We start from the raw sequence: 26,985 nt of genomic DNA, 5'->3' as shown, positions 1-26,985 counted from the left end.
GGGGACTTCCCATGCCATCCACCTATCGCTCGGTGCTGCGCGTTCCCGGCGCCGCCCCCTTCTTCTTCACCGCCGCCGCGGGACGCGTGGGCATCGCCATGACCGGCCTCGGCCTGCTGTGGCTGCTCCACGCCCGCACCGGCTCCTACGGCACCGCCGGCCTCGCCGCCGGCGGGTTCGCCGTCGCCGAAGCCGGGCTCGGCCCGCAGCTTGCCCGCCTGGCCGACCGGTTCGGCCAGCCGCGCGTCCTGACGGTTTCCGTTGCCGTGCACGGGATCGCCATCACCGGCGTGCTCTGCTCGCCCACCCCGGCGGCCCTCGCCTTCGCCGGCTGCGCGGGCGCGGCCGTCCCGCAGCTCGGTGCCCTCTCCGCGGTCCGCTGGGCGCACCTGCTGCCGGCCGCGGACCTGCCCACCGCCTTCGCCCTGGAGTCCCTGGCGAACGCCACCGCGTTCTTCCTCGGGCCGGTACTGGTCACCGCGCTCGGGGCCGCCGGTCAGGCAGCTCTGGCCAGTGCGCTCGCCGCGGCCCTGATCGTCGGCGGCGGCGCGGCCCTGGCCGTCCAGCGCCGGACCGCGCCCCCGCCCGCGCGCCCCGGTTCTTCGCGGCCGCGGTTCCTGCGCCTCACCTTGCTCAACCTGGCCGTGGGGCTGTACTTCGGCACCATGGGTGTGTCGGTGAGCGCGTTCGCCACGGAGTACGGCGTGCCCGGGGCGGCGACGCCGATCGTGGCCGCCGGGAGTGTCGCCGGGCTGGTTTCCGGCTGGCTCCACGGCCTGCGCCGGCACCCCGCCCCGGCGCGTCTCCAGCTCGTCGTCGCCGCTGCCTACCTGACGGGAACGGCGTTGTTGCTCCCCCTGGCGCCGTCGGCGCTGTGGCTCGGCGCCGCGGTGGTCGTCACCGAGGCCGCGATCCCGCCCACGCTGGTCCTGCTGAACGTCCTCACCGAGCGGGCCGTCGACCCGGCCGTCCTCACGCGGGCGTTGACCTGGAACAACTCCGCCAGTGCGGCCGGTTCCGCGCTGGCGGGGTTCCTCGCCGGACGCGTCGCCGACACGCTGGGCGCGTCCGCCGCCTTCGGCGTCGCCCCGGTGGCCGGGTTCGCCCTGCTCGCGCTGGCCGTCACTCTGCCATCGGGGTGACACCGGGTCCGGACCCTGCCCCGGCGCGGGTGCCGAGGAGAAGACTGCGGGCATCGGTTCGCCACCGGAGGGAGCGCTCGTGTCCGCAGCCGCCGACCAGGCTTTGCTGTCCCTGTCCACCCCGGCCGGGCTCGCCGATCCGTACCCGGTCTACGCGAAACTCCGCGAAGAGACGCCGATCTTCCGCAGCGAGGTCTTCGGCGGCTGGGTCCTCAGCCGGTTCGCGGACTGCCAGCAGGTGCTCGCCGACGGCGATACGTTCCGCGTGCTGGACGCCGGGTGGCGCGACCGGCACCGGCCGGGCTGGCGCGACAACGCCGCGATGGCGTTGCTGGCCGACCTGCTGCCGTGGAAGAACCCGCCGGACCACACGCGCGAGCGCCGCCTGCTCGTCCGCGACTTCACCGTCCGGCGCGTCCAGGAGCTGGAACCCGCCGTCCGCCGGGCCACCGACCGGGTCCTGAACCGCTTCGCCGACGCCACCGCGGACGGGACCGCGGCGGAGTTCGTCGGCCTGGTCCTCTACCCGCTCGGGATGGCCGTGATCGGCGACCTGGTCGGCGTGCCCGAAGCCGACCACGACCGGCTCCGCCGCCTCACCGACCTGATCGGCAAGCAGGTGAACCCGGCGATGTCGCCGGACCTGCGCGCCGAGGTCGACGCGGCCGCCGTCGAATTCCGGGCCTACTTCACCGAGCTGATCGTGCGGCGGCGCGCGGAACCGGGCGCCGACCTGACGTCCGCGCTGCTGGCCAGGCCCACCGGCGGCGCGGAGCCGATGTCCGAGGAGGAGGTGCTCAACGCGCTGGTCGTGCTGTTCGGCGGCGGCTACGAGACCACGGCGGGCGCGCTGGGCAACGGGATCCACGCCTTGCTGACCCACCCGGACCAGTTCGCCCTCCTCTCCGGCGACCCCGGACTGGCGGCCGGCGCGGCCGAGGAGGCGTTGCGGTGGGACGGAGCCGCCCAGATGAGCCAGCGCGCGGCCGCCCGGCCGGCCGTGCTCGACGGACACGAGATCCCGGCGGACGACGCGATCACCGTTCTCGCCGGAGCGGCGAACCGGGACCCCGCGCGCTTCGCGGACTCGGACCGCTTCGACATCACCCGCGACGACGGCCGCGGGTTGTTCTTCGGGCACGGCCTGCACCTGTGCCTCGGCGCGGCCTTGGCCCGGCTCGAGATGACCGTGGTGCTCGAACAGCTGGGAAAGCGGTTTCCCGGACTGCGGATCGGCGGGGAGGTGCAGCGGCGCCCCAACCCGGCGCTGCGCGGGATGGCGGCCCTGCCGCTGACCCGGTGATCGGCAGGCCGGGCTCGCGCTGGAGCAGGGCAAGGGTCCGTCGACCGCGGCCGGGTACTGCCCCATCATGACGGGCGCCCCGGCGATCCCGGACCGGAAGCCGGTGTGTCCCAGGCGCCCCTGAGGCAGCGGCTGCTCTCCCGGACCACGAGCTCGACCTCGGCCGCACCGCGGGCCGGCGCCGGCCCGCCGTCGATGCGGGCCGCGAGTGCCGCCAGGGTCTGGCGGCCCGCCGCCACGAAGTCCTGGCGGACCGTCGTCAGCGGGGGCGCGAAGTAAGCCGCCTCCGGCACGTCGTCGAAGCCGACCACGTGCGCGTCACGCGGGACCCGCATGCCTGCTTCCGCGAACGCCGCCAGCAGGCCCAGTGCCATGTGGTCGTTGGCCGAAAACACCGCGCCCACCCCGGATTCCACGGCCAGGGACTGGCCGGCGCGGTAGCCGGACCGGGCGGACCAGTCGCCGCGGACCACCGGCGGGACCTCGGCCCCGTGCCGCTCCAGGGTCTCGCGCCAGCCGCGTTCGCGGGCGCGGGCCATGGGGCCGTCCTCCGGGCCGCCGAGGTGCCAGACGGTCGGGTGGCCGAGCTCCAGGAGGTGCTCGGTGGCCCGGCGGGCGCCCGCGTACTGGTCGGTGGACGCCGCCGGCACGAGCGGGATCCCGGTCACCGGCGCGAGTTCGGCCAGCAGGTGCCCGTCGAGCATCACGATGCCGGCCACACCCTGCAGCCGGAGGCCGGCGACCGCCGCCAGCACGGCCGGGCCACTGTGGCCGGACACGCTGAACACGCTCAACGCGTACTCCTGCTCGCGCGCGGCCGCGCGCAGGCCGTGCAGGACCGGCCCCGACGCCGCCGCCCCGGTCGCGATCACCCCGAGCGTGCCCCGCCCGCGCACCCGCGCGCCGAGCGGACCTGCGTCGTCCACGGACATGGGTTGATGTTAGCGATCACAGAGTCAGACGTGAACTTTGTTCACCTTCCATAAATAACAAACGGATAACGGCGGAATCGCGGCCTGAACCGGTCCCGGTCCGCAGCCGTTCCCCCCAATGCCGGAACCAGTGACACCGGGCGGGGTCCCCCGATACCCGAGCCCCGGTGCCGCTCCCCGGGTTCCGCGCGTCTCCAGCCCGGGAACGCAGGCTCTCTTCGGCGTGCCCGGAAAACCGAACGAGGTGACCATGGCCCGGAATACCACCCGCACCCCCGCCACGGGCAGGCATCGCATCAGCCGCCGCACGAAGATCGCCACCGGCGGTCTGGCCCTCGCGATCGCGGTCGGCGGCATCGTCGTCGCGACCACCGCCGGGCGCACCGGCGAGGCCAGCGCCGATCCCGCCGACAAGTCGTTCTTCATCGACATCGCCAAGGTGCCCGCCGGGATCAACGTGAACAAGGCGCTGCAGCGCAAGGGCGCCCGCGGAACGTTCACAGTGGACTGCGGCCGCAACGAGAACCAGCACTTCAATCCCGACAACTTCATCGCGCAGCCGGGGATCAAGAACGGTGCCCAGCACCTGCACGACTACGTCGGCAACCTCTCCACCAACGCCGACTCCAACAACAAGAGCCTGGCGAAGGCCGGCACCACCTGCAAGAACGGCGACAAGTCCGCCTACTTCTGGCCGGTCGTCCGGATCGACACCGGCGACGACGAGAAGAACCCGCCCGCCACGCAGCCCGACCGCGCCGGCAGCGCCAAGGACAAGGCGAGCGCGCAGGTGGACTGCCCGGACGTCGCGAGCAAGCTGCCCGACGTCCCGGACCAGGCGATGGACGAGGTCAACCGCAACCTCGACCTGCTGGACAAGCAGATCGACGAGGCGAACAAGCGGATCGCGAACGGGGACCTGAAGACCCCGCAGGACATCCAGAACGCCGTCGTCGGCCCGCTGAAGGACAAGCGGGCCTCGACCATCGACCGGATCGCCATCGCGATCGGCCGCCGGGCCGCCAAGCCGACCGACCTCGGCGAGCTCGCGCAGTGCGCGCTCAAGCAGAACGGCCAGGGCGGCCTCGACAACGGCGGCCAGAACTCGGGCGGTCAGCCGGCGGAACTGCCCGGCGTCAACGACAAGAACGAGGTCGGCGACAACGACGGCGAGATCCAGCGCGTCCAGTCGGCGACGATCACGTTCACCAGCGGCGGCGCGAGCAAGGTCGTCGCGATGCCGCAGTTCCTCAGGATCCTGTACGGCGACGCCAAGCAGAGCACCAACGGCCCGGCGAACGCCCGCCCCAGCTGGACCTGCACCGGCTTCGAGGACCGGCTCACCGACCACTACCCGATCTGCCCGCAGAACAGCAAGGTCGAGCGCATCCACGCCTTCCCGAACTGCTGGGACGGCAAGAACATCGACAGCACCAACCACCGCACGCACATCGTGTTCGCCGACCAGCAGGGCAAGTGCCCGCAGGGCTTCAAGAACGTCCCGCAGCTGGTGATCAAGCTGGTCTACAACATCCCGCACGACATCCAGGTCAAGGGCGAGTACAAGGTGGACGCGTTCGCGCAGGAGAAGCACAACCCGCGTTCGGACCACGACGACTTCGCCAACGTCATGGGCCAGCGCCTGATGAACCAGGTCGTCAACTGCATCAACACCGGCAAGCGCTGCCAGCAGTGAGGGCGAGGTGGCCGCGCCGGGAAATCCCCGGCGCGGCCCTTCGTGTCGTCTTTCCAGTCACGCGTGATGCCCCTTCGATCACGCATGAAGCCCGCTGGCTCACACGTGATGCCCTTCCGCGCACGAGCGAAGCCGCGGCCGGCGTGACCGAACCCGGGACTCGCGTGATCGGCGGCGGATCTCGCGTGATCGGCGGCGGATCTCGCGTGATTGGAGGGCGACACGGCGTGTAAAGGGGGCCTCCCGCGGTGACGCGGGAAGCCCCCTTCGACCACCCGGCTCAGGAAGCCGCGCGGCGCTTGGTCCAGATGTCGTAGGCCACCGCCGCCAGCAGGACCACGCCCTTGACCAGCATCACCCGCTCGCTCGGGGCGCCGATCAGGGACATGCCGTTGTTGATGACCGCCATGATCAGGCCGCCCGTGATCGCGCCGACCACCTTGCCGACGCCGCCCTGGACCGCCGCGCCGCCGATGAAGGCCGCCGCGATCGCGTCCAGCTCGAAGTTCACGCCCGCCGTCGGGCCCGCCTGGTTGAGGCGGCCGGCGAAGATGATCCCGGCCAGGGCCGCCAGCACGCCCATGTTGACGAAGATCCAGAACGTCACCTGCTTGACCTTGACACCCGAGAGCGTCGCCGCCTGCAGGTTGCCGCCCACGGCGTAGATGTGCCGGCCGAACACCGACTTGCCCGCCACCAGCGAGTAGCCGAGCACCAGCACCGCCAGCAGGATCAGCACCCACGGCAGGTTCTTGAACCGGGCCAGCTGCACGACCAGGGCGAGCACCAGCACCGCGATCCCGGCGATCTTCAGCACGAACAGCGGGAACGGGTCGACGTCCTGGCCGTAGCCCAGCCGGCCCATCCGCTTGCGCCACTGGGTGAACACGATCCCGGCCACCGCGGCCACGCCGGCCAGCAGCGACACCAGGTCGGCGCCACCCAGCGGCCCGAGGCCGATGTTGCCCAGGTAGCCGTCGGTGAAGCCGTTCGACAGCGTGCGGATCGTGTCCGGGAACGGGCCGATGCCCTGGTTGCCCAGCACCGTCAGGGTCAGGGCCCGGAACGCCAGCATGCCGGCCAGCGTCACGATGAACGCCGGGATGCCGAAGTAGGCGACCCAGTAGCCCTGCCACGCCCCGATCGCCGCGCCGACGACCAGGGTGATCAGCACGGCCAGGAACCACGGCACGTGCGAGTTCACCATCAGCACCGCCGACACCGCGCCGGTCATCGCGACGACCGAGCCGGCGGACAGGTCGATGTGCCCGGAGATGATCACCAGGATCATCCCGATCGCGAGGATCAGCACGTAGCTGTTCTGCACGATGATGTTGGAGATGTTCTGCGGTTCCAGCAGCGCGCCGCCGGTGAGCACCTCGAACAGCACCACGATCAGCGCGAACGCGACGTAGATGCCGCTCTGGCGCGGGTTGATCGAGATCCTCCGCTTGGAGCGCTCAACCGGGGGCACGGCGGGCCGCGCTTCGGTCGTGGTCATTCCCGTTCCTTAGTCATGTACTGCATCAGCAGTTCCTGGGTGGCTTCTTCGCGCGTGGCCTCGCCGGTGATCCGGCCCGCCGAGAGCGCGTAGATCCGGTCGCAGAGCCCGAGCAGCTCCGGCAGCTCGGAGGAGATGACCAGGACGGCCTTCCCCTGGGCGGCCAGCTCGTTGATGATCGTGTAGATCTCGAACTTCGCGCCCACGTCGATGCCACGGGTCGGCTCGTCCAGGATCAGCACGTCCGGGTCGGTGAAGATCCACTTCGCCAGCACGACCTTCTGCTGGTTGCCGCCGGAGAGCTTCCCGGTCACGCTCTGCACGCTCGGCGCCTTGATCCGCAGGTCTCGGCGGTATCGGTTGGCGGTGTCGTGCTCGGCGTGCTCGTTGACCCAGCCGCGCTTGGCCAGCTTGCCCAGCCCGGCCGCGGACACGTTGCGCTGGATGTCCTCGATCAGGTTGAGCCCGTAGCGCTTCCGGTCCTCGGTGGCGTAGGCGATGCCGTGGCGGACGGCCTCCTGCACCGACCGGACCTCGATCTCCTGGCCGTGTTTCAGGATCCGGCCGGAGATGTCCTTGCCCCACGACCGGCCGAACACGCTCATCGCGAGTTCGGTGCGGCCCGCGCCCATCAGCCCGGCGAGGCCGACGATCTCCCCGCGCCGCAGCGAAAGTGACGCGTGGTCGACGACGACCCGCCCGGCCTGGGTCGGGCTGTGCACCGTCCAGTCCTCGATCCGCAGCACCTCTTCGCCGATTTCCGGCTCCCGGGGCGGGAACCGGTGCTCGAGGTCGCGCCCGACCATGCCGGTGATGATGCGCTCTTCGGTCAGCCCCGCCGCGTCGAGCGTTTCGATCGTCCTGCCGTCACGCAGGATCGTGACGGTGTCGGCGATCGCCGTCACCTCGCCGAGCTTGTGCGAGATGATCACGCAGGTGACGCCCTCGTCCCGCAGCCCGCGCAGCAGCTCGAGCAGGTGGGCCGAGTCGTCGTCGTTGAGCGCCGCGGTGGGCTCGTCGAGGATCAGCAGCTTGACCTCTTTGGACAGTGCCTTCGCGATCTCGACGAGCTGCTGCTTGCCGACCCCGAGTTCCTGCACCGCCCGCGTGGCGTTTTCGGCGAGGCCGACGCGCTTGAGCAGCGCGCCGGCCTCGTGGTTGGTGCGGTTCCAGTCGACCCAGCCGCGCTTGGCCTGCTCGTTGCCGAGGAAGATGTTCTCCGCGATCGACAACTGGCCGCACAGCGCGAGTTCCTGGTGGATGATCACGATCCCGCGCCGTTCGCTGTCGCGCACCGACCCGAACTCGCACCGCTGCCCGTCGAAGGTGATCTCGCCGTCGTACGTCCCGTGGGGGTAGACGCCCGAGAGCACCTTCATCAGGGTGGACTTCCCGGCGCCGTTCTCCCCGCAGATCGCGTGGATTTCCCCGCGGCGCACGGAAAGAGTGACGTCCGACAGCGCCTTGACCCCGGGGAAGGTCTTGGTGATCCCGCGCATGCCGAGCAGTTCGGTCATTTCAGCTGACCTGCCGTGTAGTAGCCCGAGTCGACGAGTTCCTTCTGGTAGTTGGCCTTGTCCACGGTGACCGGCTGCAGCAGGAAGGACGGGACGACCTTCTTGCCGTTGTCGTAGTCCTTCGTGTTGTTGACCTCGGGCTTGCCGCCCTTGAGCACCGCGTCGGCCATCTTCACCGTGGTGTCGGCGAGGATGCGGGTGTCCTTGAAGATCGTCGAGTACTGCTCACCGGCGATGATGGACTTGACCGAGGCGACCTCGGCGTCCTGCCCGGTGACGATCGGGTACGGCTGGCCGGCGGTGCCGTAGCCGTTGCTCTTCAGCGCCGACAGGATGCCGATCGACAGGCCGTCGTACGGCGAGAGCACGCCCTGGACCTTCGCGCCACCGGTGTAGGTCTTGGTGAGCAGGTCTTCCATGCGACGCTGCGCGGTGGCCGGGTCCCAGCGCAGGATGGCCGCGCGGGCGAAGTCGGTCTGACCGCTCTTGACGACCAGCTTGCCGCTGTCCATCAGGGGCTTGAGGACCGACATCGCGCCGTTGAAGAAGAAGGTCGCGTTGTTGTCGTCCGGGGAACCGGCGAACAGCTCGATGTTGAACGGGCCTGCTCCGTCACCCAGGCCCTTGACCAGCGAGTTCGCCTGCTCGACGCCGACCTTGAAGTTGTCGAAGGTGGCGTAGTAGTCGACGTTCGGCGAGTTGCGGATCAGCCGGTCGTAGGCGATGACCGGGATCTTCTTGTCCGCGGCCTCCTGCAGCTGGGTGGTGATCGCGGTGCCGTCGATCGAGGCGATGACCAGGAGCTTGGCGCCCTTGGTGATCTGGTTCTCGATCTGGTTCACCTGGGTGGGGATGTCGTTCTCGGCGTACTGGAGGTCGACCTTGTAGCCGAGCTTCTCCAGTGCGGACTTGATGTTGTCGCCGTCGTGGATCCAGCGCTCCGACGACTTCGTCGGCATGGTGACGCCGACCAGGCTGCCCGCGGCACTGGCACCCGACGAGGCCGCCGCCTGGTCCGCGGTCTTCTGGCTCGAGCCGCACGCCGACAGCGTGAGCACGAGCCCCGCGGCGGCGACCGCCGCGATTCCTCTGGTGAACTTCATCGTTCCTTCTTCCTTTCTCAACGACCCGGCACTTCCACGTGGAAGTGCCGCGTCAGAAACCTTGGGCGAGCCGGTGGTAGGCCTGGTTCCAGCGGATGCGGTCGGCGAAGTCGTGCGGGGTCGTGTCCTTGTCGATGACGAGGAGTTCTACACCCAGCAGGTTCGCGAAGTCGCGAAGGGTCTCCGTGCCCACCGCCTGGGTCAGCACGGTGTGGTGCGGGCCGCCCGCGGTGATCCAGGATTCCGCGGACGTCGACAGCGACGGCGCCGGCTCCCAGACCGCCCGGGCGACCGGCAGGTTCGGCAGCGGCTCGTCCGGCGTGACGACGTCGATCTCGTTGGCCACCAGGCGGAACCGGTCGCCGAGGTCGACCAGGCCGAGCACGACACCCGGGCCGGGCGCCGCGTCGAACACGAGCCGGACCGGGTCCTCGCGGCCGCCGATGCCCAGCGCGTGGATCTCGCAGGACGGCTTGGCGGCGGCGATGCTCGGGCAGACCTCCAGCATGTGCGCGCCGAGGATCTTCGGCTTGCCCGGCCCGAAGTGGTAGGTGTAGTCCTCCATGAACGACGTGCCCGCGGTCTTGCCGACGCCCATCGCCTTGACCGCGGCGAGCAGCGCCGAGGTCTTCCAGTCGCCCTCGCCGCCGAAGCCGTAGCCGTCGGCCATCAGGCGCTGCACCGCGAGGCCCGGCAGCTGCCGCAGGCCGCCGAGGTCCTCGAAGTTCGTGGTGAACGCGCCGAACCCGCCGTCGGTGAGGAACTTCCGCAGCCCGGCTTCGATGCGGGCCGCGTAGCGCAGCGACTCGTGCCGCGCTCCCCCGGCCGCCAGGTCCGGGACCACGTCGTAGTCCGCGGCGTAGGCGGCGACCAGCTCGTCCACAGTGGACACGGCGTCCACCAGTTCGACCAGGTCGTTCACGCCGTAGGTGTTGACCGAGACGCCGAACCGCAGCTCGGCCTCGACCTTGTCGCCTTCGGTGACGGCGACGTCGCGCATGTTGTCGCCGAACCGGGCCAGCCGCAGGTTGCGCAGGTGGTCCGCGCCGATCGCGGCGCGCGCCCACGCGTCGATCCGGGCGACCACGGCCGGGTCGGACACGTGCCCGGCGACGGTCTTGCGCGGCACGCCGAGGCGGGTCTGGATGAACCCGAACTCGCGGTCGCCGTGCGCGGCCTGGTTGAGGTTCATGAAGTCCATGTCGATGGTCGACCACGGCAGGGCTTCGTTGAGCTGCGTGTGCAGGTGCAGCAGGGGCTTGCGCAGCGCGTCCAGCCCGGTGATCCACATCTTCGCGGGCGAGAAGGTGTGCATCCACGCGATCACGCCGACGCAGGCGGCGTCGGCGTTGGCCTCCTGCAGCACGCGGCGGATCGACGCGGCCTCGGTCAGCACGGGCTTGCCGACGATCTCGGCCGGGAGCGCGCCCGAGGCGGTCAGCAGCTGCTGGATCCGCAGCGACTGGCCGGCGACCTGCTCGAGGGTCTCCTCGCCGTAGAGGGCCTGGCTCCCGGTGAGGAACCAGAGCTGGGGTTTCGATGCCGGAGTCATCGTTCTCCTTGGGAAGGTCAGTGCTGGCCGTAGACGTTCTGGTACCGGGCGTAGAGCCGGTCGACGTCCTCGGGCGGGAGGGGTTCGGGCGTGCCGAGCTCGAAGGCCTTGTGGACGGTGCGGGCCACGTCCTCGACCATCACCGCGGCCTTGACCGCGTCGCGCGCGGTGCGGCCGACGGTGAACGGGCCGTGGTTGCGCATCAGCACCGCCGGCGAGCGGCTGGAGCGAAGCGTTTCGACGATGCCGCGGCCGATGGAGTCGTCGCCGATCAGGGCGAACGGCCCGACCGGGATCTCCCCGCCGAACTCGTCGGCGATCATCGTCAGCACGCACGGGATCGGCTCGCCGCGGGCCGCCCACGCCGTGGCGTAGGTCGAGTGGGTGTGCACGACCCCGCCGATCTCCGGCAGGTGCCGGTAGACGTAGGCGTGCGCGGCGGTGTCGGACGACGGCGCGAGGTCGCCTTCGACGAGCTCGCCGTGCAGGTCGGTGACGACCATGGTGTCCGCGGACAGCGTGTCGTAGGAGACGCCCGAGGGCTTGATGACCAGCAGGTCCCGGCCGGGGACCCGGGCCGAGACGTTGCCCGCGGTCCAGATGACCAGCTCGTTGCGGGTCAGCTCGCCGTGCAGCTTGGCCACCGACTCCTTCAGTTCGGCGACGGTGTCGAGCACTTCACCGGTCAGCGACATCAGGACTGTCCTTTCGCGACGGCACGCTTGCGGGCGGCCAGCCGGTGCATGACATCGTTGCCGCCACGGCCGAAGTAGTCGTGCAGCTCGGTGTATTCGGCGTACAGCTCGTCGTAGGCGACGACGTGCGCGGGCACCGGCCGGTACACCGCGCGCCGGACCGACCCCATCGCCGCGGCCGCTGCGCGGATGTCCGCGTGGGCCCCGGCGGCGACGGCCGCGTGGATGGCCGACCCGAGCGCGGGCCCCTGGTCCGATCCGATCACCGACAGCGGGAGGTTGGTGACGTCGGCGTAGATCTGCATGAGCAGCGCGTTCTTCGTCAGGCCGCCCGCGATGATCAGCTCGGTCACCGGGACGCCGGCCGCGTCGAACGTTTCGATGATCTTCCGGGTGCCGAACGCGGTCGCCTCCAGCAGGGCGCGGTAGACGTCCTCGGCGCGGGTGGCCAGCGTCTGCCCGACGACCACGCCGGACAGCTCGTGGTCGACCAGCACCGACCGGTTGCCGCTGTGCCAGTCCAGGGCGATCAGGCCGTGTTCGCCGATCTCCTGCTGGGCCGCCAGGCGGGTCAGCTCTTCGTGGCCGGCGCCGGCGAAGTGCTCGACGAACCAGCCGAAGATGTCGCCGACGCCGCTCTGGCCGGCCTCGTACCCCCACAGCCCGGGCACGATCCCGCCTTCGACGACGCCGCACATGCCCGGCACCTCGTGCAGTTCGGCGCCGTTCATCACATGGCACGTCGAGGTGCCCATGATCGCCACCATCTGCCCCGGCTCGACCGCCTGGGCGGCGGGGGCGGTGACGTGGGCGTCAACGTTGCCAACGGCCACGGCGATGCCTTCGGGCAGCCCGGTCCACCCGGCGGCCTCGGCCGACAGCGAACCGGCGCGGGAACCCAGCTGGCCGAGCGGGTGCTCCAGCTTGTCGGTCACGAAGGACTCGAAGCCGGGGGCGAGCTCGCGGAGGAAGTCGCGGCTCGGGTACTGGCCGTCCTGCAGGATGCCCTTGTAGCCGGCCGTGCAGGCGTTGCGGACGTAGCTGCCGGTGAGCTGCCAGACGATCCAGTCGGCGGCCTCGACCCAGTGCCGCATCGCGGCGTAGACGTCCGGGGCCTCCTCGAACAGCTCGAGGGCCTTGGCGAACTCCCACTCGGACGAGATCAGCCCGCCGTAGCGCGGCAGCCACTTCTCGCCGCGGGCGCGGGCCAGGTCGTTGATCCGCACGGCCTGCGGCTGGGCCGAGTGGTGCTTCCACAGCTTCACGTACGCGTGCGGGTTGCCCTCGAACTCGGGCAGCGCGCACAGCGGCGTCCCGTCCGCGGTCGTCGGCACCATCGTGCACGCGGTGAAGTCGGTGGCGATGCCGACGATGTCGCCCGCGTCCACGCCGGCGTCCCGCAGCGCCGCCGGTACGGCGTTGCGGAGCACTCCGACGTAGTCCGCGGGCACCTGCAGCGCCCATTCCGGCGGCAGCGCGCGGCCCGTGGCCGGCAGCGTCTCGTCGAGCACCCCGTGCGGGTACTCGAAGACGGCGGAACCGAGTTCCGCTCCGTCACGGACCCGCACGACCACCGCGCGGCCCGACAACGTGCCGAAGTCGACGCCGACGGTGAGTGGTTCTCCCACGGTGTCCTCCCTCCTGGTTGGTGACCGGGACGCGGCGCGGGCGGCGGTGAACGCGCCGCGTCCCGGGGTTCTAGCGGCCGGTGAGGACCAGCGTCGTCACGGAGTTCGCCGGCAACGTCAGCTTCGACGTCGCGGCCAGCCCGGTGATCTCCCTGGTCTGCGGCACGATGGCGGCGGGCGCGGCGAGGCTGTTGCGCCCCGCCGGGTCGCCGGTGAGCGTGGTGAGCGTCCCGGTGCCGTCGACGGCGGTGACGCCGGTGAGCGACAGCCGCGCGGTCTGCACCTGCGAAGTCGGGTTGACGAGTTTGACCGTGAAGGTCTTCCTTCCGCTCTTCGTGGTCACGTTGACCACCTGCCGCAGGGGGCTGCCCTGGTTGAGGCGGCTGGTCACGATCTGCTTGCCGAGGGTGCTGGAGAACATCTGCTGCACCCAGTACGACGGCGAGGCGTAGCTGGTCCCGGCGTCGAAGCCGATCAGGTTGACCGGCCAGTTGGCCTGGTTCTCCTGCACCAGGACCGGCGCGTACATCGAGCCGATGACGACGTCGCTGTTGCGTTCGAGCCCGGTGAGGAACGCGGCCTCGCCGATGGCGGCGGCCAGGGTGCCGGTGGGCCGGCCGTCCTGGGCGCCGTACTCGCCGACGAGGATGTCCGGGCCGCTGCGGTCGGCGGTGTCGTACCGGGTCGAGTTGTCGGTGAACCACTGCGGCGACTGGTAGTAGTGGTCGTCCGCGGCGTCCGGGCGGACCCCGGTCGACGTGCTCGACGCCGAGCCGCCCTGCAGGCCGCCGGTGGTGGCGATGACGGTCAGCTGCGGGTACTTCGCCTTGATGGCGTTGTTCATGTCGGTGAAGCGCCAGGCGTAGCTGCCCGAACCGTCGAACCAGTCCTCGTTGCCGACCTCGACGTAGTGCAGGTCGAACGGCGCCGGGTGCCCGTCGGCGATCCGCTTGGCCCCCCACGTCGTCGAGCTGTCGCCGATGGCGTACTCGATCTCGTCGAGGGCTTCCTGGACGTAGGCCGGGTAGTCGGCCTGGTCGACGTGCTGGCCGTTGAGGGTGTAGCCGGCGAACAGCGCGAGCAGCGGCTGGGCGCCGATGTCCTCGGACAGCTTCAGGTAGTCGAGGATGCCGAAGCCGTCGGTGGACCAGTAGCCCCACGCGGTGTTCTGGTGGCCGGGCCGCTGCTCGAGGGGCCCGGTGGTGTTCTTCCACGCGAACCGCGTGTCGAGGGTGTTGCCCTCGAGGTAGTTGCCGCCGGGGACGCGGAAGAGGCCGAGCTTCATCGCCGCGAGCTTCTGCCCGAGGTCGGCGCGGACGCCGTTGGGCCGGTTCTTGAAGGTCGGCGGGAACACCGACACCTGCTGGAACCAGGCGTCACCGCCCAGCGCCTTCTTGCCCTTGTTGACCAGGGACACGACGATCCGGTTGTCGGTGGACGCGGTGATCGTCGAAGGCGTGGTGAAGCTGAAGCTCTGCTGCGCCCAGGCCGGGCCGACCGGCTGGAGGTCCTTGCTCGCCAGTACCGTGCCGTCCGGCTTCTCCAGGCTGACCCGGACGCCGCCGGTCCAGGTCCCCTTGGCGAAGAAGCTGCCGGTGTACTTCGTGGACGGCTTCGCGGCGACACCGTAGAAGCCGACGTTCGCGGCGGCCACCCGGCCGGCGGCCGGGACGGTGTCGGCGTGCAGCTTCAGCGAGCGGTCGAGCGCGGTGTTCAGCGGGTTCGCGGTGTCGACCGCGTAGGTCCCGGCCGCGCCCGTCGAGGTGAGCAACGACCAGTACGGCACCGGCGTGTTGCCCGCGCCGCTGCCGGGCTGGTAGCCCTCCTTGAACGTGCGGTTGCGGACGAGCTCGGCGTAGAGCCCGCCCTCGACCGAGTGGCTGATGTCTTCGAGGATCGAGCCGTAGGTGGTCGGGCGGGTGTTGGCGCGGACGACGTTGGCGTCGACGGCGAGCTGGTTCGCGCCGGCGAGGGTGCCGATCTGCGCCGCGGTAAGCGGGAAGCGGCGCAGCTCGACCTCGTCGACGGCGCCGGTGAAGCCGGCGCCGACGGTGAACGGCGCGGCCGCGGTGCCCGAAGCCGGGCAGGCGGAGACGTCGAGGGTGGTGCCGGTGGGTGTGCCGCAGGTGCTGGTGACCGCGGACGCGTCCCCGTCGGCGTACACGGTGAGCCGCTGCGACGCGCGGTCGAGGACCAGGGCGGCGTGGTGCCAGTTGCCGTCGGCGAGGCCGCCGCCGCTGGTGGTCACCTGGATCGTGCCGACGCGGGCGGTCAGCTTGCCGCCGGTCACGCCGAGCGCGTAGCCGTCACCGTGGTCGACGAGGGTGCCGGACCCGGTGGTGCGGAACCACGCGGCCAGGGACAGCGAGCCGGTGCCGGTGTCGAACGCGGGCGAGCTACCCATGTCCACAGTGGACTTTCGGTCGAGCTGGACGGCCCGGCCGGCCGCGCCCGCGGTCCACGTGGCCCCGTGCAGCGTGCCGTCGGCCGCGTTGGCCGAGGAGTCGCGAGCCACCGTGCCGGTGCCTTCGTCGAAGTGCCACGACCCGCTCGCGGCCAGCGCGGCCACGGCGGACGCGGTCAGCGGCGTCGGGTACGCGCGGACGTCGTCGACGCCGCCGTCGAACCAGTCGACCGGGCTGCCCGCCCACTTGCCGCGGCCGATCTCCAGGTGCCCGGAAGCGGTCCACGGCGTGGTGAACGGGACGCTCTGCTGCAGGGTTCCGTTGACGTACAGGGAAAGCGTGCCGGCGACGCGGTTGTAGACACCCACGACGTGCTGCCACTGGCCGGCCTGCGCGGGCGATGTGGAGACCGCCGAGGACGCGGCGGAGTCACCGTCGGCCGCGCGGCGGGTGAAGGCGAACCGGCCGTCGGCGGCGCGCTGCAGGTAGAAGCCGCTGATCGCCGAGCCGTCGATGCTCACGGCGGTCCGGAAGCCGGTGGCCGCGGTGGGCTTGACCCACGCCGAGACCGAGAAGCTCTGGGCGGTGTCGACGACCGGGGCCGGGACGTCGACCGCGGCGTCGGCGCCGTTCAGCGCGACGCCGTGCGGTCCGACGACGCCGTCGCCCCAGGCCGCACCGCCGGTCAAGGTGCCGGTGCGCAGGTCGAGGGAGTCGTCGGCGGTGGTGGTGCCGGTGCCCTCGTCGAGGCCCCAGTGCCCGGCGATGGCCAGGCGGGCGGCGCCGGCGGCGGTCACGGCGCCCGGGTAGGCGCGGACGTCGTCGATCGTGCCGTCGACGAAGTCCACCGGGTTGCCGCCGTACTTGCCGCGGCCGATCACCAGGTGGCCGGTGCCCGCCCAGGCGGTGGGCGCGGCGACGGTGGTCTGGCGGGTGCCGTCGACGTACAGCGACAAGGTCGACGCGCTCGCGTCGTACACGCCGGTCAGCTGGTACCACTGGCCGGCGACCGGGTCGAAGTTCGCGCCCGCGACGACGCCGTCGGTCGGCGCGTCGCCGGCCAGCCGGGTGAAGGCGAACCGGCGGGAGTCGTCGCGGAACTGCAGGAAGAAGGTGCTCACCTGGGTGCCGTCGACGCTGACGAACGTCTGGAAGCCGGACGTCTTGTCCAGCTTCACCCAGCTGCTCACCGAGAAGCTCTTGGCCGTATCGAGCACGGGCGCGCCGGCGTCGGCGAACCCGGAGGCGCCGTCGGTCGTCAAGGCGCCACCGCGCAGGCCCGGGCCCCAGCCCGCGCCACCGGTCAGCGTCGCCGGGTGGCTGCCCGCCGTGTCGGCGGCGGTCGACCCGCTGCCGTCGTCGAACGTCCAGTGCCCCGCCAGGGCCGGGTCGGCGTCGGCCGAAGCCGCTGGTGCCACCGCGATCGGGACGGCGGAGCACAGCGCCAAAGCGGCGAGCACGGCCATGGGCCGCCGCAGTCTGCGGAGCATGACTCTCCCTCGAGGGTTCAGCGGGTCCGTCGGGTGACGAGACGCTGCAGGACGATGAAGACGAACAGGAGAGCCCCGGTGATGATCGAGGTCCACCAGGAGTTGAGGGTGCCGTCGAAGGTGATCAGCGTCTGGATGATGCCCAGCACCATGATCCCGAGCACGGTGCCCAGCACGTAGCCGGAACCACCGGTGAGGATGGTGCCGCCGATGACGACCGCGGCGATCGCCGTCAGCTCCAGGCCGACGCCGTTGAGCGGGTCGCCGGAGGACTTGTACAGCACCAGCAGCAGGCCGCCGAGCGCCGAGCACAGCCCGCTGATCGTGTAGACCGCGATCTTGGTGCGGCCGGTCTTGAGCCCCATCAGCATCGCGGACTGCGCGCTGCCGCCGATCGAGTAGACCGTGCGCCCGAACCGGGTGAAGGCCAGGACGTAGGCCGCGGCGGCGACGACCACCAGGGCGACCACCACGCTGATCGAGATGTGCAGCTCGCCGCCGAGCGGGAGCTGCGTCTGGGCCAGGGTGGCGATCGTGGTGTTGTCGATCGAGTACGCCTCGGTGGTGATCGTGTAGCAGAGGCCGCGGGCGAAGAACATCCCGATCAGCGTCGCGATGAACGGCTGGATCTCGAAGAAGTGGATCAGCGCGCCCATCCCGGCCCCCAGCAGCGCCCCGACCACCAGCACCACGGCGATCGCCGCGTACGCCGGCCAGCCGTGCTTCTGCAGCAGGTCACCGGAGATCACCGTGGACAGCGCCACCACCGAGCCGACCGACAGGTCGATGCCGCCGGTGAGGATCACGAACGTCATGCCGACGGCGACCACGAGCAGGAAGGCGTTGTTGATGAACAGGTCCAGGATGACCTGGCCGGAGCCGAACGCGTCGTAGCTCGACGCGCCGAAGATGTACGCGCCGATGAGCAGCGCCATCGTCGCGAGGATCGGCAGGTGCCGCTGCTGCGGCCGGTAGCCCTTGACGCGGGCGAGCGTGGTCATGCCGTGACCTCCACCTTCTCCGGAGCGGGCGTGGTGGCCGGCTGCCCCGCCGCGGGCGTCCGGCGGCGGCGGAGCTTCCGGCGGAAGGCCGGCGACTGCAGCAGGCACACGGCCAGCACGACCAGGGCCTTGAAGAGCATGATCGCCTCGGGCGGGATGCCGAGGGCGTAGACGGTCGTGGTGAGCGTCTGGATGAGCAGCGCGCCGATCACCGAGCCGCCGAGGGAGAACCGGCCGCCGGTCAGCTGGGTGCCGCCGACGACCACGGCGAGGATCGCGTCGAGTTCGATGAACAGGCCGGCGTGGTTGCCGTCGGCGCTGTGCACGTTCGCGCTGATCATCAGCCCGGCGATGCCCGCGCACAGCGCGCAGAACACGTAGACGAGCCAGGTCAGCCGGGCCGAGCGGAGACCGGCCAGCCGGCTGGCTTCGGGGTTGCCGCCGACCGCCTCGACCAGCAGGCCGAGCGCGGACCGCCGGACGAGCACCGACGCCAGCACGAACACCGCCAGCGCGATGAGGATGGCGCTGGGCAGGGTGAACAGGAACCCGCTGCCGATCCACTCGAAGGAGTGGGAGTTGACGGTGATGATCTGACCGTCGGTGATCAGCTGCGCGATGCCCCGGCCGGCGACCATCAGGATCAGCGTGGCGATGATCGGCTGGATGCCCAGGGCCGCGACGAGCCAGCCGTTCCACACGCCGAGCACGAGCGACAGGCCGAGCGCCAGCCCGAACGCGATCAGTGTCGTCCCGATGCCGTCGGGGTTGTCGCTCACCCAGAGGCAGGCGAGCGCACCGCTGATCGCCACCACCGAACCGACCGAGAGGTCGATGCCGCGGGTGGCGATGACCAGCGTCATGCCGATCGCGATGAGGATCAGCGGGGCGCCGTTCTTGAGGATGTCGACGAGGTTCCCGTAGAGGTGCCCGTCGCGCAGCTCGATCTTGAAGAACGACGGGCTCGCGATCAGGTCGCCCAGCAGCAGCACCAGCAGCGCCACCACGGGCCAGAAGAGCCGCTGTTTCGTCAAGCCGGTCAAGCCTTTCACGCCTGCACCCCCTCGGCCATCGTGGCCATGACGTCGTCCGCGGTGAGCGCCTGGTTCTCCCGCTCCGCCACGACCTTGCGATCCCGCAGCACCACGACCCGGTGGCTCAGCCGCAGGACCTCTTCGAGTTCGGCGGAGATGAACACCACGGCCATGCCGTCGCCCGAGAGCTGGGTGACCAGCCGCTGGATCTCCGTCTTGGCGCCGATGTCGATGCCGCGGGTGGGCTCGTCGAGGATCAGCAGCCGCGGTTCGGTGATGAGCCAGCGGGCCAGCAGCACCTTCTGCTGGTTGCCGCCGGACAGGTTGCCCACCAGCGCTTCGGGGTCGGCGGGCCGGATGTCGAGCGCCTTGACGTACTTCTCGGCGATTTCGTCCTGGCGGCGGCGCGACAGCGGCCGCGCCCAGCCGCGGGACGCCTGCAGCGCCAGCACGATGTTCTCGCGGACGGTGAGCTCTTCGACGAGCCCCTCGGCCTTGCGGTTCTCCGAGAGGAACGCGATCTTGTGGTCCAGACCGGCCCGCGGGGTGCGCAGCGAGGTGGGTTCGCCGTCGACCTGCACCGAGCCGCTGTCGGCGTGGTCGGCCCCGAAGAGCAGCCGGGCGAGCTCGGTGCGCCCGGAGCCGAGGAGACCGGCCAGGCCGACGACCTCGCCGGCGTGGATGGTGAAGTCGAAGGGCGCGACGCCGCCCTTGCGGCCGAGGCCCTCGGCGGCCAGCAGCACCGGCGCGCCGGCGACCTCGGCCCGGCTCGGGCCGGAGTCCTCCAGGTCCTCGAGGACCTGGAGCTCCTTGCCGATCATCCTGGTGACCAGTTCGACCGGGGTGATGTCCGCGGTGCGGTACTCCCCGATCAGCTTTCCGTTGCGCAGCACGGTCATCCGGTCGGCGATGGCGAAGACCTGGTCGATGAAGTGGGACACGAACAGGATCGCCAGGCCGCTTTCGCGCAGGGACCGGACGACCTCCAGCAGCTGCTCGACTTCGCCGGCGTCCAAACTGGACGTCGGCTCGTCGAGGACGAGCACCCGCGCGTCGACGTCGAGCGCGCGGGCGATCGCGACCAGCTGCTGCACCGCGATGGAGCAGGTGGACAGCTCGGCCGAGACGTCCACGTGGACGTCCAGCCGGGCCAGGAGTTCCTCGGCCCGCCGCCGCATCGGGCCCCACTGGATGCGGCCGAAGCGGCGGGGTTCCCGGCCGAGGCAGACGTTCTCCGCCACGGACAGGTTCGGGCAGAGGTTGACCTCCTGGTAGACCGTGCTGACGCCGGCCTGCTGGGCCTCGCCGGGCCCGCTGAAGGCGACGTGGCCGCCGTTCAGCTCGATCGTGCCCGCGTCCACCCCGTACACCCCGGTCAGCACCTTGATGAGGGTGGACTTGCCGGCGCCGTTCTCGCCCATCAGGGCGTGGACTTCGCCGGGGAACATCCGGAAGTCGACCCCGTCCAGGGCGAGGACGCCGGGGAACTCCTTGCGGATACCGCTCATCCGCACCATGGGTTGCGGTTCAGGCATGTGGTGTGCTCCGGGGTGGACGCGGGGGTTTCGGATCAGTACTGGCGCTGCGGCAGCGCGGCCTTGGCCGACGCCTGGTCGAACTCGGTCTCCTGGGTCTCGATGCGCGCGGGCACCGACTCGCCGGCGGACACCTTCTTCACCAGGTCCATCAGCTGCGGGCCGAGGAGCGGGTTGCATTCGACGACGTGGTTGATCTTGCCGTCGGCCAGGGCCTGCAGCGCGTCCTTGACGCCGTCGACCGAGACGATCTTGATGTCCTTGCCCGGGACCTTGCCCGCGGCTTCGATGGCCTCGATGGCGCCGAGGGCCATGTCGTCGTTGTGGGCGTAGAGGACGTCGATCTTCGGCTGGGACTTCAGGAAGGCCTCCATGACCTCCTTGCCCTTGGCGCGGGTGAACTCACCGGTCTGCGAGGCGACGATCTTGTACTTCGGGTCCGCGGCGATGACGTCGCCGAAGCCCTTCTTGCGGTCGTTCGCCGGCGCGGAGCCGGTGGTGCCCTGCAGCTCGACGATGTTGACCTGGCCGGTCGCGCTCCCGAACTCCTTGGTCAGCCACTCGCCGGCCTTCTTTCCTTCGGCGACGAAGTCGGAGCCGAGGAAGGTCTTGTAGAGCGACTTGTCCGGCGAGTCGATCGCCCGGTCGGTGAGGATGACCGGGATGTTGGCCGTCTTGGCCTCCTTGAGCACGGTGTCCCAGCCGGATTCGACGACCGGCGAGAAGGCGATGACCTTGACCTTCTGCTGGATGTACGAGCGGATCGCGGAGATCTGGTTCTCCTGCTTCTGCTGCGCGTCGGAGAACTTCAGCTCGATCCCGGCGGTCTTGGCCGACTCCTGGATCGACTTGGTGTTCGCCGTCCGCCAGCCGCTCTCGGCGCCCACCTGGGCGAAGCCGAGCGTGATGGCCCCGCCCGAACCGCCGGACGAACCGCCACTCCCGCAGGCGGTGAGCAGCACGAGTCCGGCCGCCGCGGCCGCCGCGGCGGCCCATCGCTTCTTCAGCACGTTCACTCCTCGATCGACGATGATCAGTGGTAAAGCCCTGAGCTGTGACAATTTCCTGTTAGCGCTAACAATCCCTGCGGAACCACCGGTGGCGCACCGGCCGCCGCACTACCGCGGTCCGGTGCTCTCGCGCACGATCAACTCGGGGACGACCAGGGCGCGCGCGTGCCGGTCGCCTCCGTCCATCCGCCCGGCCAGCAGGCCGAACGTACGCCGTCCGACTTCGATGAAGTCCTGGCGCACCGTCGTCAGCGGCGGCGTGAAGTACGCCGCCTCGGGGACGTCGTCGAAGCCCGCCACGCGCACGTCCCGCGGCACCGAGATGCCCGCTTCGGCGAACGCGCGCAGCAAGCCCAGTGCCATCTGGTCGTTGCCGGCGAAGACGGCGTCCAGATCCTTTTCCTTGACGAGGGATCGCCCCGCCTCGTACCCGGAGCGCGAGCTCCAGTCGCCGCGGATCACCCGCGGGGCCCCGACGCCGTGGCGTTCCAGGGTTTCCCGCCAGCCGAGCTCGCGGTCACGGGCCTCCAGCCAGTCCTCCGGTCCGGCGATGTGCCACACCGTCCGGTGACCCAGCGCCAGGAGGTGTTCGGTGGCCCGGCGGGCCCCGTCGCGCTGGTCGACCGAGATGACCGGCACCGGTGCCGCCTCCCCGCCGCCGACCGCGACCACCGGGAAGTCCGCGGGCGCGGCCTCCAGGGCCCGGCCCGCGGTCACGTGCGGGGCGATCACGATGATGCCCTCGACGGCCTGGCGGCGGAGGTTTTCCACCGCGTCGGCGATCGACGACCGGCCCGGCCGGCTGACGCTGGAGATCGTGATCGCGTACCCGGCTTCCCGGGCGGCGTTCTCGATGCCGTACAGCGTGCTGGCCGGACCGTACAGATTGGACTCGAGCGCCACGACGCCGAGCGTGCCGGTCCGCCCGGTGACCAGCGCGCGGGCCGCGGAATTGGGCCGGTAGCCCAGTTCTTCGATCGCCGCGAGCACCCGGGCGCGGGTCTCGGGGCGTACCGGGCCGGTCCCGTTGATCACCCGGGACACGGTCATGTGGGACACGCCCGCGACCCCCGCGACGTCGGTCAGGCTCGGCTGCCGCGTCCCGGCCGCGGTCGCCTTCAGGGGTCCGCCGGAGCGGGGTCGTTCGGCCACCGGCGCCCCCTTCCGTCCGCTCCGACATGGTCTGCGTCACCTGTTCCGGTGACGACGAGGAGTTAGTGTTAGCGATAACACCCACGGGGTCAACCCCGGGTCGCGTAACGGTCTAATCACGTGACCCCGGAGTGCCCCGATCGCCGGATTCGACGGCCCGACCTGCGCGGAGCGTCGTTCGAAATTCACCGCCCGTCAGCGCGGCCCGGTGTTCAAGGGCATGTTCGCCCCCGACCGAGGCCGGATTACCACAGCGCCCGGCGGCCCGGCCCTCCAGGTACGCGAACCGGCGGTCGCCGCCGCTTCCGGGGACGCCGGGTTCCGGGGTCAGAACGCCACGGTGGCGGCGACGGGCAGGTGGTCGCTGCCGGTCGCGGGCAGCGTCCAGGCCGCCACCGGCCGCACGCCGCTGACGAAGATCTGGTCGATCCGGGCCAGCGGCAGGCCCGCCGGCCAGCTGAAACCGAAGCCGTCGCCGGCCTCGTCCTGCGCGGCTCGCAGGCGGCCGGTGATCGGGGCGAGGGCGCGGTCGTCGGCCGTTCCGTTGAAATCGCCGGCCAGCACGGTGCGGGGCGCGGATTCCGCGGCGATGGCGGCGGCGAGGACGCGCATCGCGGCGTCACGGCCCTTCGCGGTGAAGCCCGCGTCGAGGCGCACGCGCACCGACGGCAGGTGGGCCACGAAGATCGCCACCGGGCCCTTCGGAGTGTCCACAGTGGTCCGGAGCGCCCGGGTCCACGGCATGATCTCCACCGGTCGCGTGTCCCGGAGCGGGAAGGTGCTCCAGACCCCGACCGTGCCCTGGACGGAGTGGTGCGGGTAGGCCGCGGCCAGGGCGTCCTCGTACTTCGGGATCTCGGACCGCTTGAGCTCCTCGAGCGCGATCGCCTGGGCGCCCGCCGCGGCCAGGGCCCGCGCGGTGCCCGCCGGGTCCGGGTTCTCGTCGTTGACGTTGTGCGACACGATCGTGAAGTCCCCGCCGGCCGCCCGCTTGTCGGACAGCCGGCCGCCGAAGGAGCCGCCCCAGACCAGCGCCGGCAGCAGGAGGGCCACGAGGGCCAACGCCGAGCGCCGCAGCAGCGCCGCGACGAGCAGGGGCACGACGAACAGGCCGGTCCAGGGCAGGAACGTCTCCAGCAGGCTGCCGGCGTTGCCCACCCAGTTGGGCACCAGCGGGTGCGCGAGCAGCAGCACCGCGGTCAGGACGGCGAAGGCGGCGATGACGCGGCCGCGCCGCCAGGTCCCGGCCCACCGGCCGCGGCGGGGCCCGGCCACCGGCCGTTCGGAGGTCGCGGTCACCGGGTGGCCGCCGGCAGTTCCCGCTGGATCGCGGCGATGAGCTTGCCGCTGTTTTCCAGCGCGGCCCGCAGCCCGGCCGCCGGCGTCCCGCCCGGGTTCTGGTGGAGGACGACGCCGAGGATCAGCGCGCCGTCGCGTGCCCGCGCCGCCCACATCAGGGCGCCGCCGGCCGCGGTCGACGAGCCGGTCTTCAGCCCGATGACGCCGTCGCGGCCGAGCAGCGTGTTCGTGTTGGCGATCGGGCCCGGCACGCCGTCGACCCGCAGGTCCGCGGTCGCGACGATCTCGCGGATCACCGGGTCCTGCATCACCACGCGCGCCAGCCGCAGCTGGTCGGTGGCGGTGCTCGTGGTCGAGTCCTCGACGCCGCTGGCGCCGGTGTAGGTGGTGCTGGTCATGCCGAGCGCCGCGGCTTCGCGGTTCATCTTCGCGACAAACGCCTCCTGGCTGCCCGCGTCCCAGCGGGCGAGCAGGCGGGCCACGTTGTTGCCGGACGGGACGAGCATCAGGGCCAGCAGGTCCCGCTCGCCGATCCGGCGGCCCGCGCGCACCGGCGCGCTCGATTCCTCGGCCGAGCCCGCCTCGGCCTCGGCCTGCTCGTCGACGGTGATCTCCGGACCGGCCTCGCCCGGGCGCAGCGGGTGGTCCTTCAGCACCACGTGGGCGGTCATCACCTTCGTGACGCTGGCGATCGGCACCGGTTCCTGCTCGCCGTGGCGGCCCAGCGAGCCCAGGTTCTGCACCTCGGCGCTCGCCTGGCCCGCCTCGGGCCACGGCAGCGGCAGGTCGACGACCGGGCGGGCGGCGATCGCGCGCCCGGCGGTCTCGGGCGGGAACACGACCCAGCAGGCGGCGGCGAGCGCCACGGCCGCGGCGGTGGCGAGGCCGCCGGCGACGGGTGGGATGCGGGGACGGGCCATCGGTCTCCTCCGGGTGCCGGGTGCGCTCGGGGAAGCGCACACCGGTCACTCTGTCCGGAGAAGATCGCCGGCCCGTCGGGGTTGTTCGACAGGTCTGGATCAGAAATGTCCCGGTTGTGTCCCGGAACCGGTCACGTCGACCGCTGGACGCAGTAGATGCCCAGGCCGAGCGCGGTGACGACGTACTGGCAGATGTGTGACGCGTGCGCCTGGTCGCTCTGCGTGCAGGAGACGGGCATGCCGAAGAGGTCGACCGAGCAGTAGGCGTAGAACTGGGTGGTGCTGCCGGGCACCGTGTCCGCCGAGGCCGGCGCCGCCGTGGCGACCACCGCGGAAACCGTGAGCGCCGCGGCCGCCGCCCAGGAAGCGATTCGGGTCTTCATCGTGCTCTCCTTCCGCAAACTTTCCCCCGCCGTCAAGGGGTTCACCGGGCAGAATTCCCCGTCCCGCACGCCCCCAGCGCGGCGTCACCGGAAAGTGTTCACGGGGGACTGCGTTCACGTACATGATCAATGTTCATCCTGTTGACTGATTCCGGGGCGGTGTCCTATAAAGGAAACGTCCGGGTGTCCGCCGCAACACCTCCGCTGTTCCCGTTTCCGGAGGCCGTCGGTGTCCCTGCGAAAATCCGTTTTCCTCGGCGTGATCACCATTTCCGCCGCTGCCGCCGTGATCGCCTTCGGCAGCCCGGTCACCGCGCGGGCCGCGGCGGTGAACCTCTCCGCCGCCTTCGCGCAGACATCGGTCTGGACCACTGGCTACGGCGGCGGCTACACGCTCACCAACCGCGGCGACGCGGCCGCCACCGGCTGGACCGTGGAGTTCGACCTGCCCGCCGGTTCGGCGGTGAGCAGCTCGTGGAGCGCGGTGCGGACGCAGGCCGGGCCGCACTACCGGTTCACCAACGCGGGCTTCAACGGCACGATCGCCCCGGGCGCCACCGCGACCTTCGGGTTCAACGTCGCCGGCACCGGCCGGCCGGTCGCGTGCACGGTGAACGGCGTCCCGTGCGATGGCGGCGGCCAGGCGACGACGACCCCCACCACCACTGCTTCGCCCCCGTCGACCACCACCACTCCCCCGCCCACGGGTGACGTCGTCGACGTCTCCACGGCCGCCCAGCTGCAGGCGGCCCTGGCCGGCGCGACCCCCGGCCAGGCGATCCGGCTCGCGGCGGGCACCTACCGCGGCTCGTTCGTCACGACGAAGGCCGGCACGGCGGCCCGGCCGATCCGGCTGTCCGGCCCGGCGGACGCGGTGCTGATCAACGACGGCCCGGCCGGCGAGGCCCCGAGCTGCCCGGGGCCGACGGCCGGCTGGGATTCCGGCTACGGCCTGTGGCTCTCCGGTGCGCCGTACTGGACGTTGAGCGGGTTCACCGTGCAGGAGTCGAAGAAGGGCATCGTCGCGGACGACTCGCCGCACACGACGATCGACGGCGTCACGGTCCACCACATCGACGAGGAGGCGGTGCACTTCCGCCGTTCGTCGGCCGACAGCGTGCTGAAGAACTCCACGATCAGCTACACCGGGCTGGTGCAGCCGGGCTACGGCGAGGGCGTCTACCTCGGGTCGGCCAACTCGAACTGGGGCTGCCACGGCAACTCCGGCGGCGTCGACCGCGGCGACCGCATCCAGGTGCTGGACAACCACATCGGCCCGTTCGTCGCGGCCGAGCCGATCGACGTCAAGGAAGGCACCTTCGACGGCCTGATCCGCGGCAACACGTTCGACGGCCGCGGCATCAGCGGCCAGAACTCGGCCGACTCCTGGATCGACGTGAAGGGCATCGGCTACACGATCGAGGGCAACACGGGCACGTTCGCCCCGCCGGGCACGTTCGCCAACGGGTACGAGAACCACAACCCGAGCACGAGCCCGTCGTTCGACAACGGGTGCGGCAACGTCTGGCGCGCCAACCGGTCCGACCTCGGCGGCGTGGGCGAATACGCGATCAAGATCAGCTCGGTGTCGAAGTGCGCGGCGAGGCCGAACGTGGTCTACGCCTCGAACACGGTGACGAACGCCCGATCGGGGCTGACGAACGTCCCGGTCACGCCGTGAGGAGCT

General features: G+C 71.1%; 20 protein-coding genes. 4 read left to right on the top strand and 16 right to left on the bottom strand.

Annotation, left to right across the window (positions count from 1 at the left end; genetic code table 11):
- The first annotated feature begins 11 nt into the window (after nt 1-11).
- Together C2L59_RS10220 and C2L59_RS10215 are read left to right on the top strand one after the other, a co-directional pair.
- Complete coding sequence (locus tag C2L59_RS10220; RefSeq protein ID WP_103349276.1) at nt 12-1,142, top strand: MFS transporter; 1,131 nt, start codon at nt 12-14, stop codon at nt 1,140-1,142.
- A gap of 79 nt (nt 1,143-1,221) precedes the next feature.
- A complete protein-coding gene (locus C2L59_RS10215; RefSeq protein WP_103349275.1) occupies nt 1,222-2,445 on the top strand; it encodes a cytochrome P450 in 1,224 nt (407 codons plus the stop codon).
- A gap of 65 nt (nt 2,446-2,510) precedes the next feature.
- Here C2L59_RS10215 and C2L59_RS10210 read toward each other — a convergent pair whose 3' ends face one another.
- A complete protein-coding gene (locus C2L59_RS10210; RefSeq protein WP_103349274.1) occupies nt 2,511-3,377 on the bottom strand; it encodes a substrate-binding domain-containing protein in 867 nt (288 codons plus the stop codon).
- Nucleotides 3,378-3,627: 250 nt separating this feature from the next.
- Between C2L59_RS10210 and C2L59_RS10205 the strand changes: the two genes are divergently transcribed.
- Nucleotides 3,628-5,073, top strand: coding sequence for a DUF1996 domain-containing protein (locus C2L59_RS10205; protein WP_103349273.1), 1,446 nt, complete (start codon nt 3,628-3,630; stop codon nt 5,071-5,073).
- Between the two features lie 280 nt (nt 5,074-5,353).
- Here the strand turns inward: C2L59_RS10205 and mmsB are convergent, their stop codons facing one another.
- From mmsB to C2L59_RS10130, 15 genes are all read right to left on the bottom strand, one after another.
- Nucleotides 5,354-6,574: a multiple monosaccharide ABC transporter permease gene (mmsB, locus tag C2L59_RS10200; protein WP_103349272.1), complete on the bottom strand. Its 1,221-nt coding sequence runs from the start codon at nt 6,572-6,574 to the stop codon at nt 5,354-5,356.
- Nucleotides 6,571-8,091: a multiple monosaccharide ABC transporter ATP-binding protein gene (gene mmsA, locus C2L59_RS10195; RefSeq protein ID WP_103349271.1), complete on the bottom strand. Its 1,521-nt coding sequence runs from the start codon at nt 8,089-8,091 to the stop codon at nt 6,571-6,573. The genes mmsB and mmsA overlap by 4 nt, the downstream gene beginning before the upstream one ends.
- Nucleotides 8,088-9,194, bottom strand: a complete 1,107-nt coding sequence (chvE, locus tag C2L59_RS10190) for a multiple monosaccharide ABC transporter substrate-binding protein (protein WP_103349270.1) — start codon at nt 9,192-9,194, stop codon at nt 8,088-8,090. Before chvE ends, mmsA begins: the two co-directional genes overlap by 4 nt.
- 52 nt (nt 9,195-9,246) lie before the next feature.
- A complete protein-coding gene (araA, locus tag C2L59_RS10185; protein ID WP_103349269.1) occupies nt 9,247-10,746 on the bottom strand; it encodes an L-arabinose isomerase in 1,500 nt (499 codons plus the stop codon).
- A 17-nt stretch (nt 10,747-10,763) separates the two neighbouring features.
- A complete protein-coding gene (locus C2L59_RS10180) occupies nt 10,764-11,441 on the bottom strand; it encodes an L-ribulose-5-phosphate 4-epimerase (RefSeq protein WP_103349268.1) in 678 nt (225 codons plus the stop codon).
- On the bottom strand, nt 11,441-13,069 hold the full coding sequence (araB, locus tag C2L59_RS10175) for a ribulokinase (protein WP_103349267.1): 1,629 nt from the start codon (nt 13,067-13,069) through the stop codon (nt 11,441-11,443). Before araB ends, C2L59_RS10180 begins: the two co-directional genes overlap by 1 nt.
- 70 nt (nt 13,070-13,139) lie before the next feature.
- Nucleotides 13,140-16,964, bottom strand: a complete 3,825-nt coding sequence (locus C2L59_RS10170) for a LamG-like jellyroll fold domain-containing protein (protein ID WP_103349266.1) — start codon at nt 16,962-16,964, stop codon at nt 13,140-13,142.
- A 17-nt stretch (nt 16,965-16,981) separates the two neighbouring features.
- Complete coding sequence (yjfF, locus tag C2L59_RS10165) at nt 16,982-17,965, bottom strand: galactofuranose ABC transporter, permease protein YjfF (protein WP_103349265.1); 984 nt, start codon at nt 17,963-17,965, stop codon at nt 16,982-16,984.
- Nucleotides 17,962-19,008 carry an ABC transporter permease gene (locus C2L59_RS10160; protein WP_103349304.1) on the bottom strand — a complete coding sequence of 349 codons (1,047 nt, stop codon included), beginning with the start codon at nt 19,006-19,008 and terminating at the stop codon, nt 17,962-17,964. The genes yjfF and C2L59_RS10160 overlap by 4 nt, the downstream gene beginning before the upstream one ends.
- A gap of 5 nt (nt 19,009-19,013) precedes the next feature.
- Nucleotides 19,014-20,516 (bottom strand): sugar ABC transporter ATP-binding protein, encoded by a 1,503-nt coding sequence (locus C2L59_RS10155; protein WP_199199001.1) that lies wholly within the window; start codon nt 20,514-20,516, stop codon nt 19,014-19,016.
- Nucleotides 20,517-20,569: 53 nt separating this feature from the next.
- Nucleotides 20,570-21,550, bottom strand: coding sequence for an ABC transporter substrate-binding protein (locus tag C2L59_RS10150; RefSeq protein WP_103349263.1), 981 nt, complete (start codon nt 21,548-21,550; stop codon nt 20,570-20,572).
- Nucleotides 21,551-21,652: 102 nt separating this feature from the next.
- Complete coding sequence (locus tag C2L59_RS10145; protein WP_103349262.1) at nt 21,653-22,696, bottom strand: LacI family DNA-binding transcriptional regulator; 1,044 nt, start codon at nt 22,694-22,696, stop codon at nt 21,653-21,655.
- Between the two features lie 327 nt (nt 22,697-23,023).
- Nucleotides 23,024-23,971 (bottom strand): endonuclease/exonuclease/phosphatase family protein, encoded by a 948-nt coding sequence (locus C2L59_RS10140; protein WP_370444727.1) that lies wholly within the window; start codon nt 23,969-23,971, stop codon nt 23,024-23,026.
- A 20-nt stretch (nt 23,972-23,991) separates the two neighbouring features.
- Nucleotides 23,992-24,915: a D-alanyl-D-alanine carboxypeptidase family protein gene (locus C2L59_RS10135; protein WP_103349260.1), complete on the bottom strand. Its 924-nt coding sequence runs from the start codon at nt 24,913-24,915 to the stop codon at nt 23,992-23,994.
- A 131-nt stretch (nt 24,916-25,046) separates the two neighbouring features.
- Entirely contained in the window at nt 25,047-25,298 is a 252-nt protein-coding gene (locus C2L59_RS10130; protein ID WP_103349259.1) for a hypothetical protein, read from the bottom strand.
- 235 nt (nt 25,299-25,533) lie between these two features.
- Between C2L59_RS10130 and C2L59_RS10125 the strand changes: the two genes are divergently transcribed.
- Nucleotides 25,534-26,979: a cellulose binding domain-containing protein gene (locus C2L59_RS10125; RefSeq protein ID WP_370444726.1), complete on the top strand. Its 1,446-nt coding sequence runs from the start codon at nt 25,534-25,536 to the stop codon at nt 26,977-26,979.
- The last annotated feature ends 6 nt before the right edge of the window (nt 26,980-26,985 follow it).

The sequence above is a fragment of the Amycolatopsis sp. CA-128772 genome, assembly GCF_002904295.1.
GTDB lineage: Bacteria > Actinomycetota > Actinomycetes > Mycobacteriales > Pseudonocardiaceae > Amycolatopsis.
This window is presented reverse-complemented; position numbering and strand designations above follow the sequence as displayed.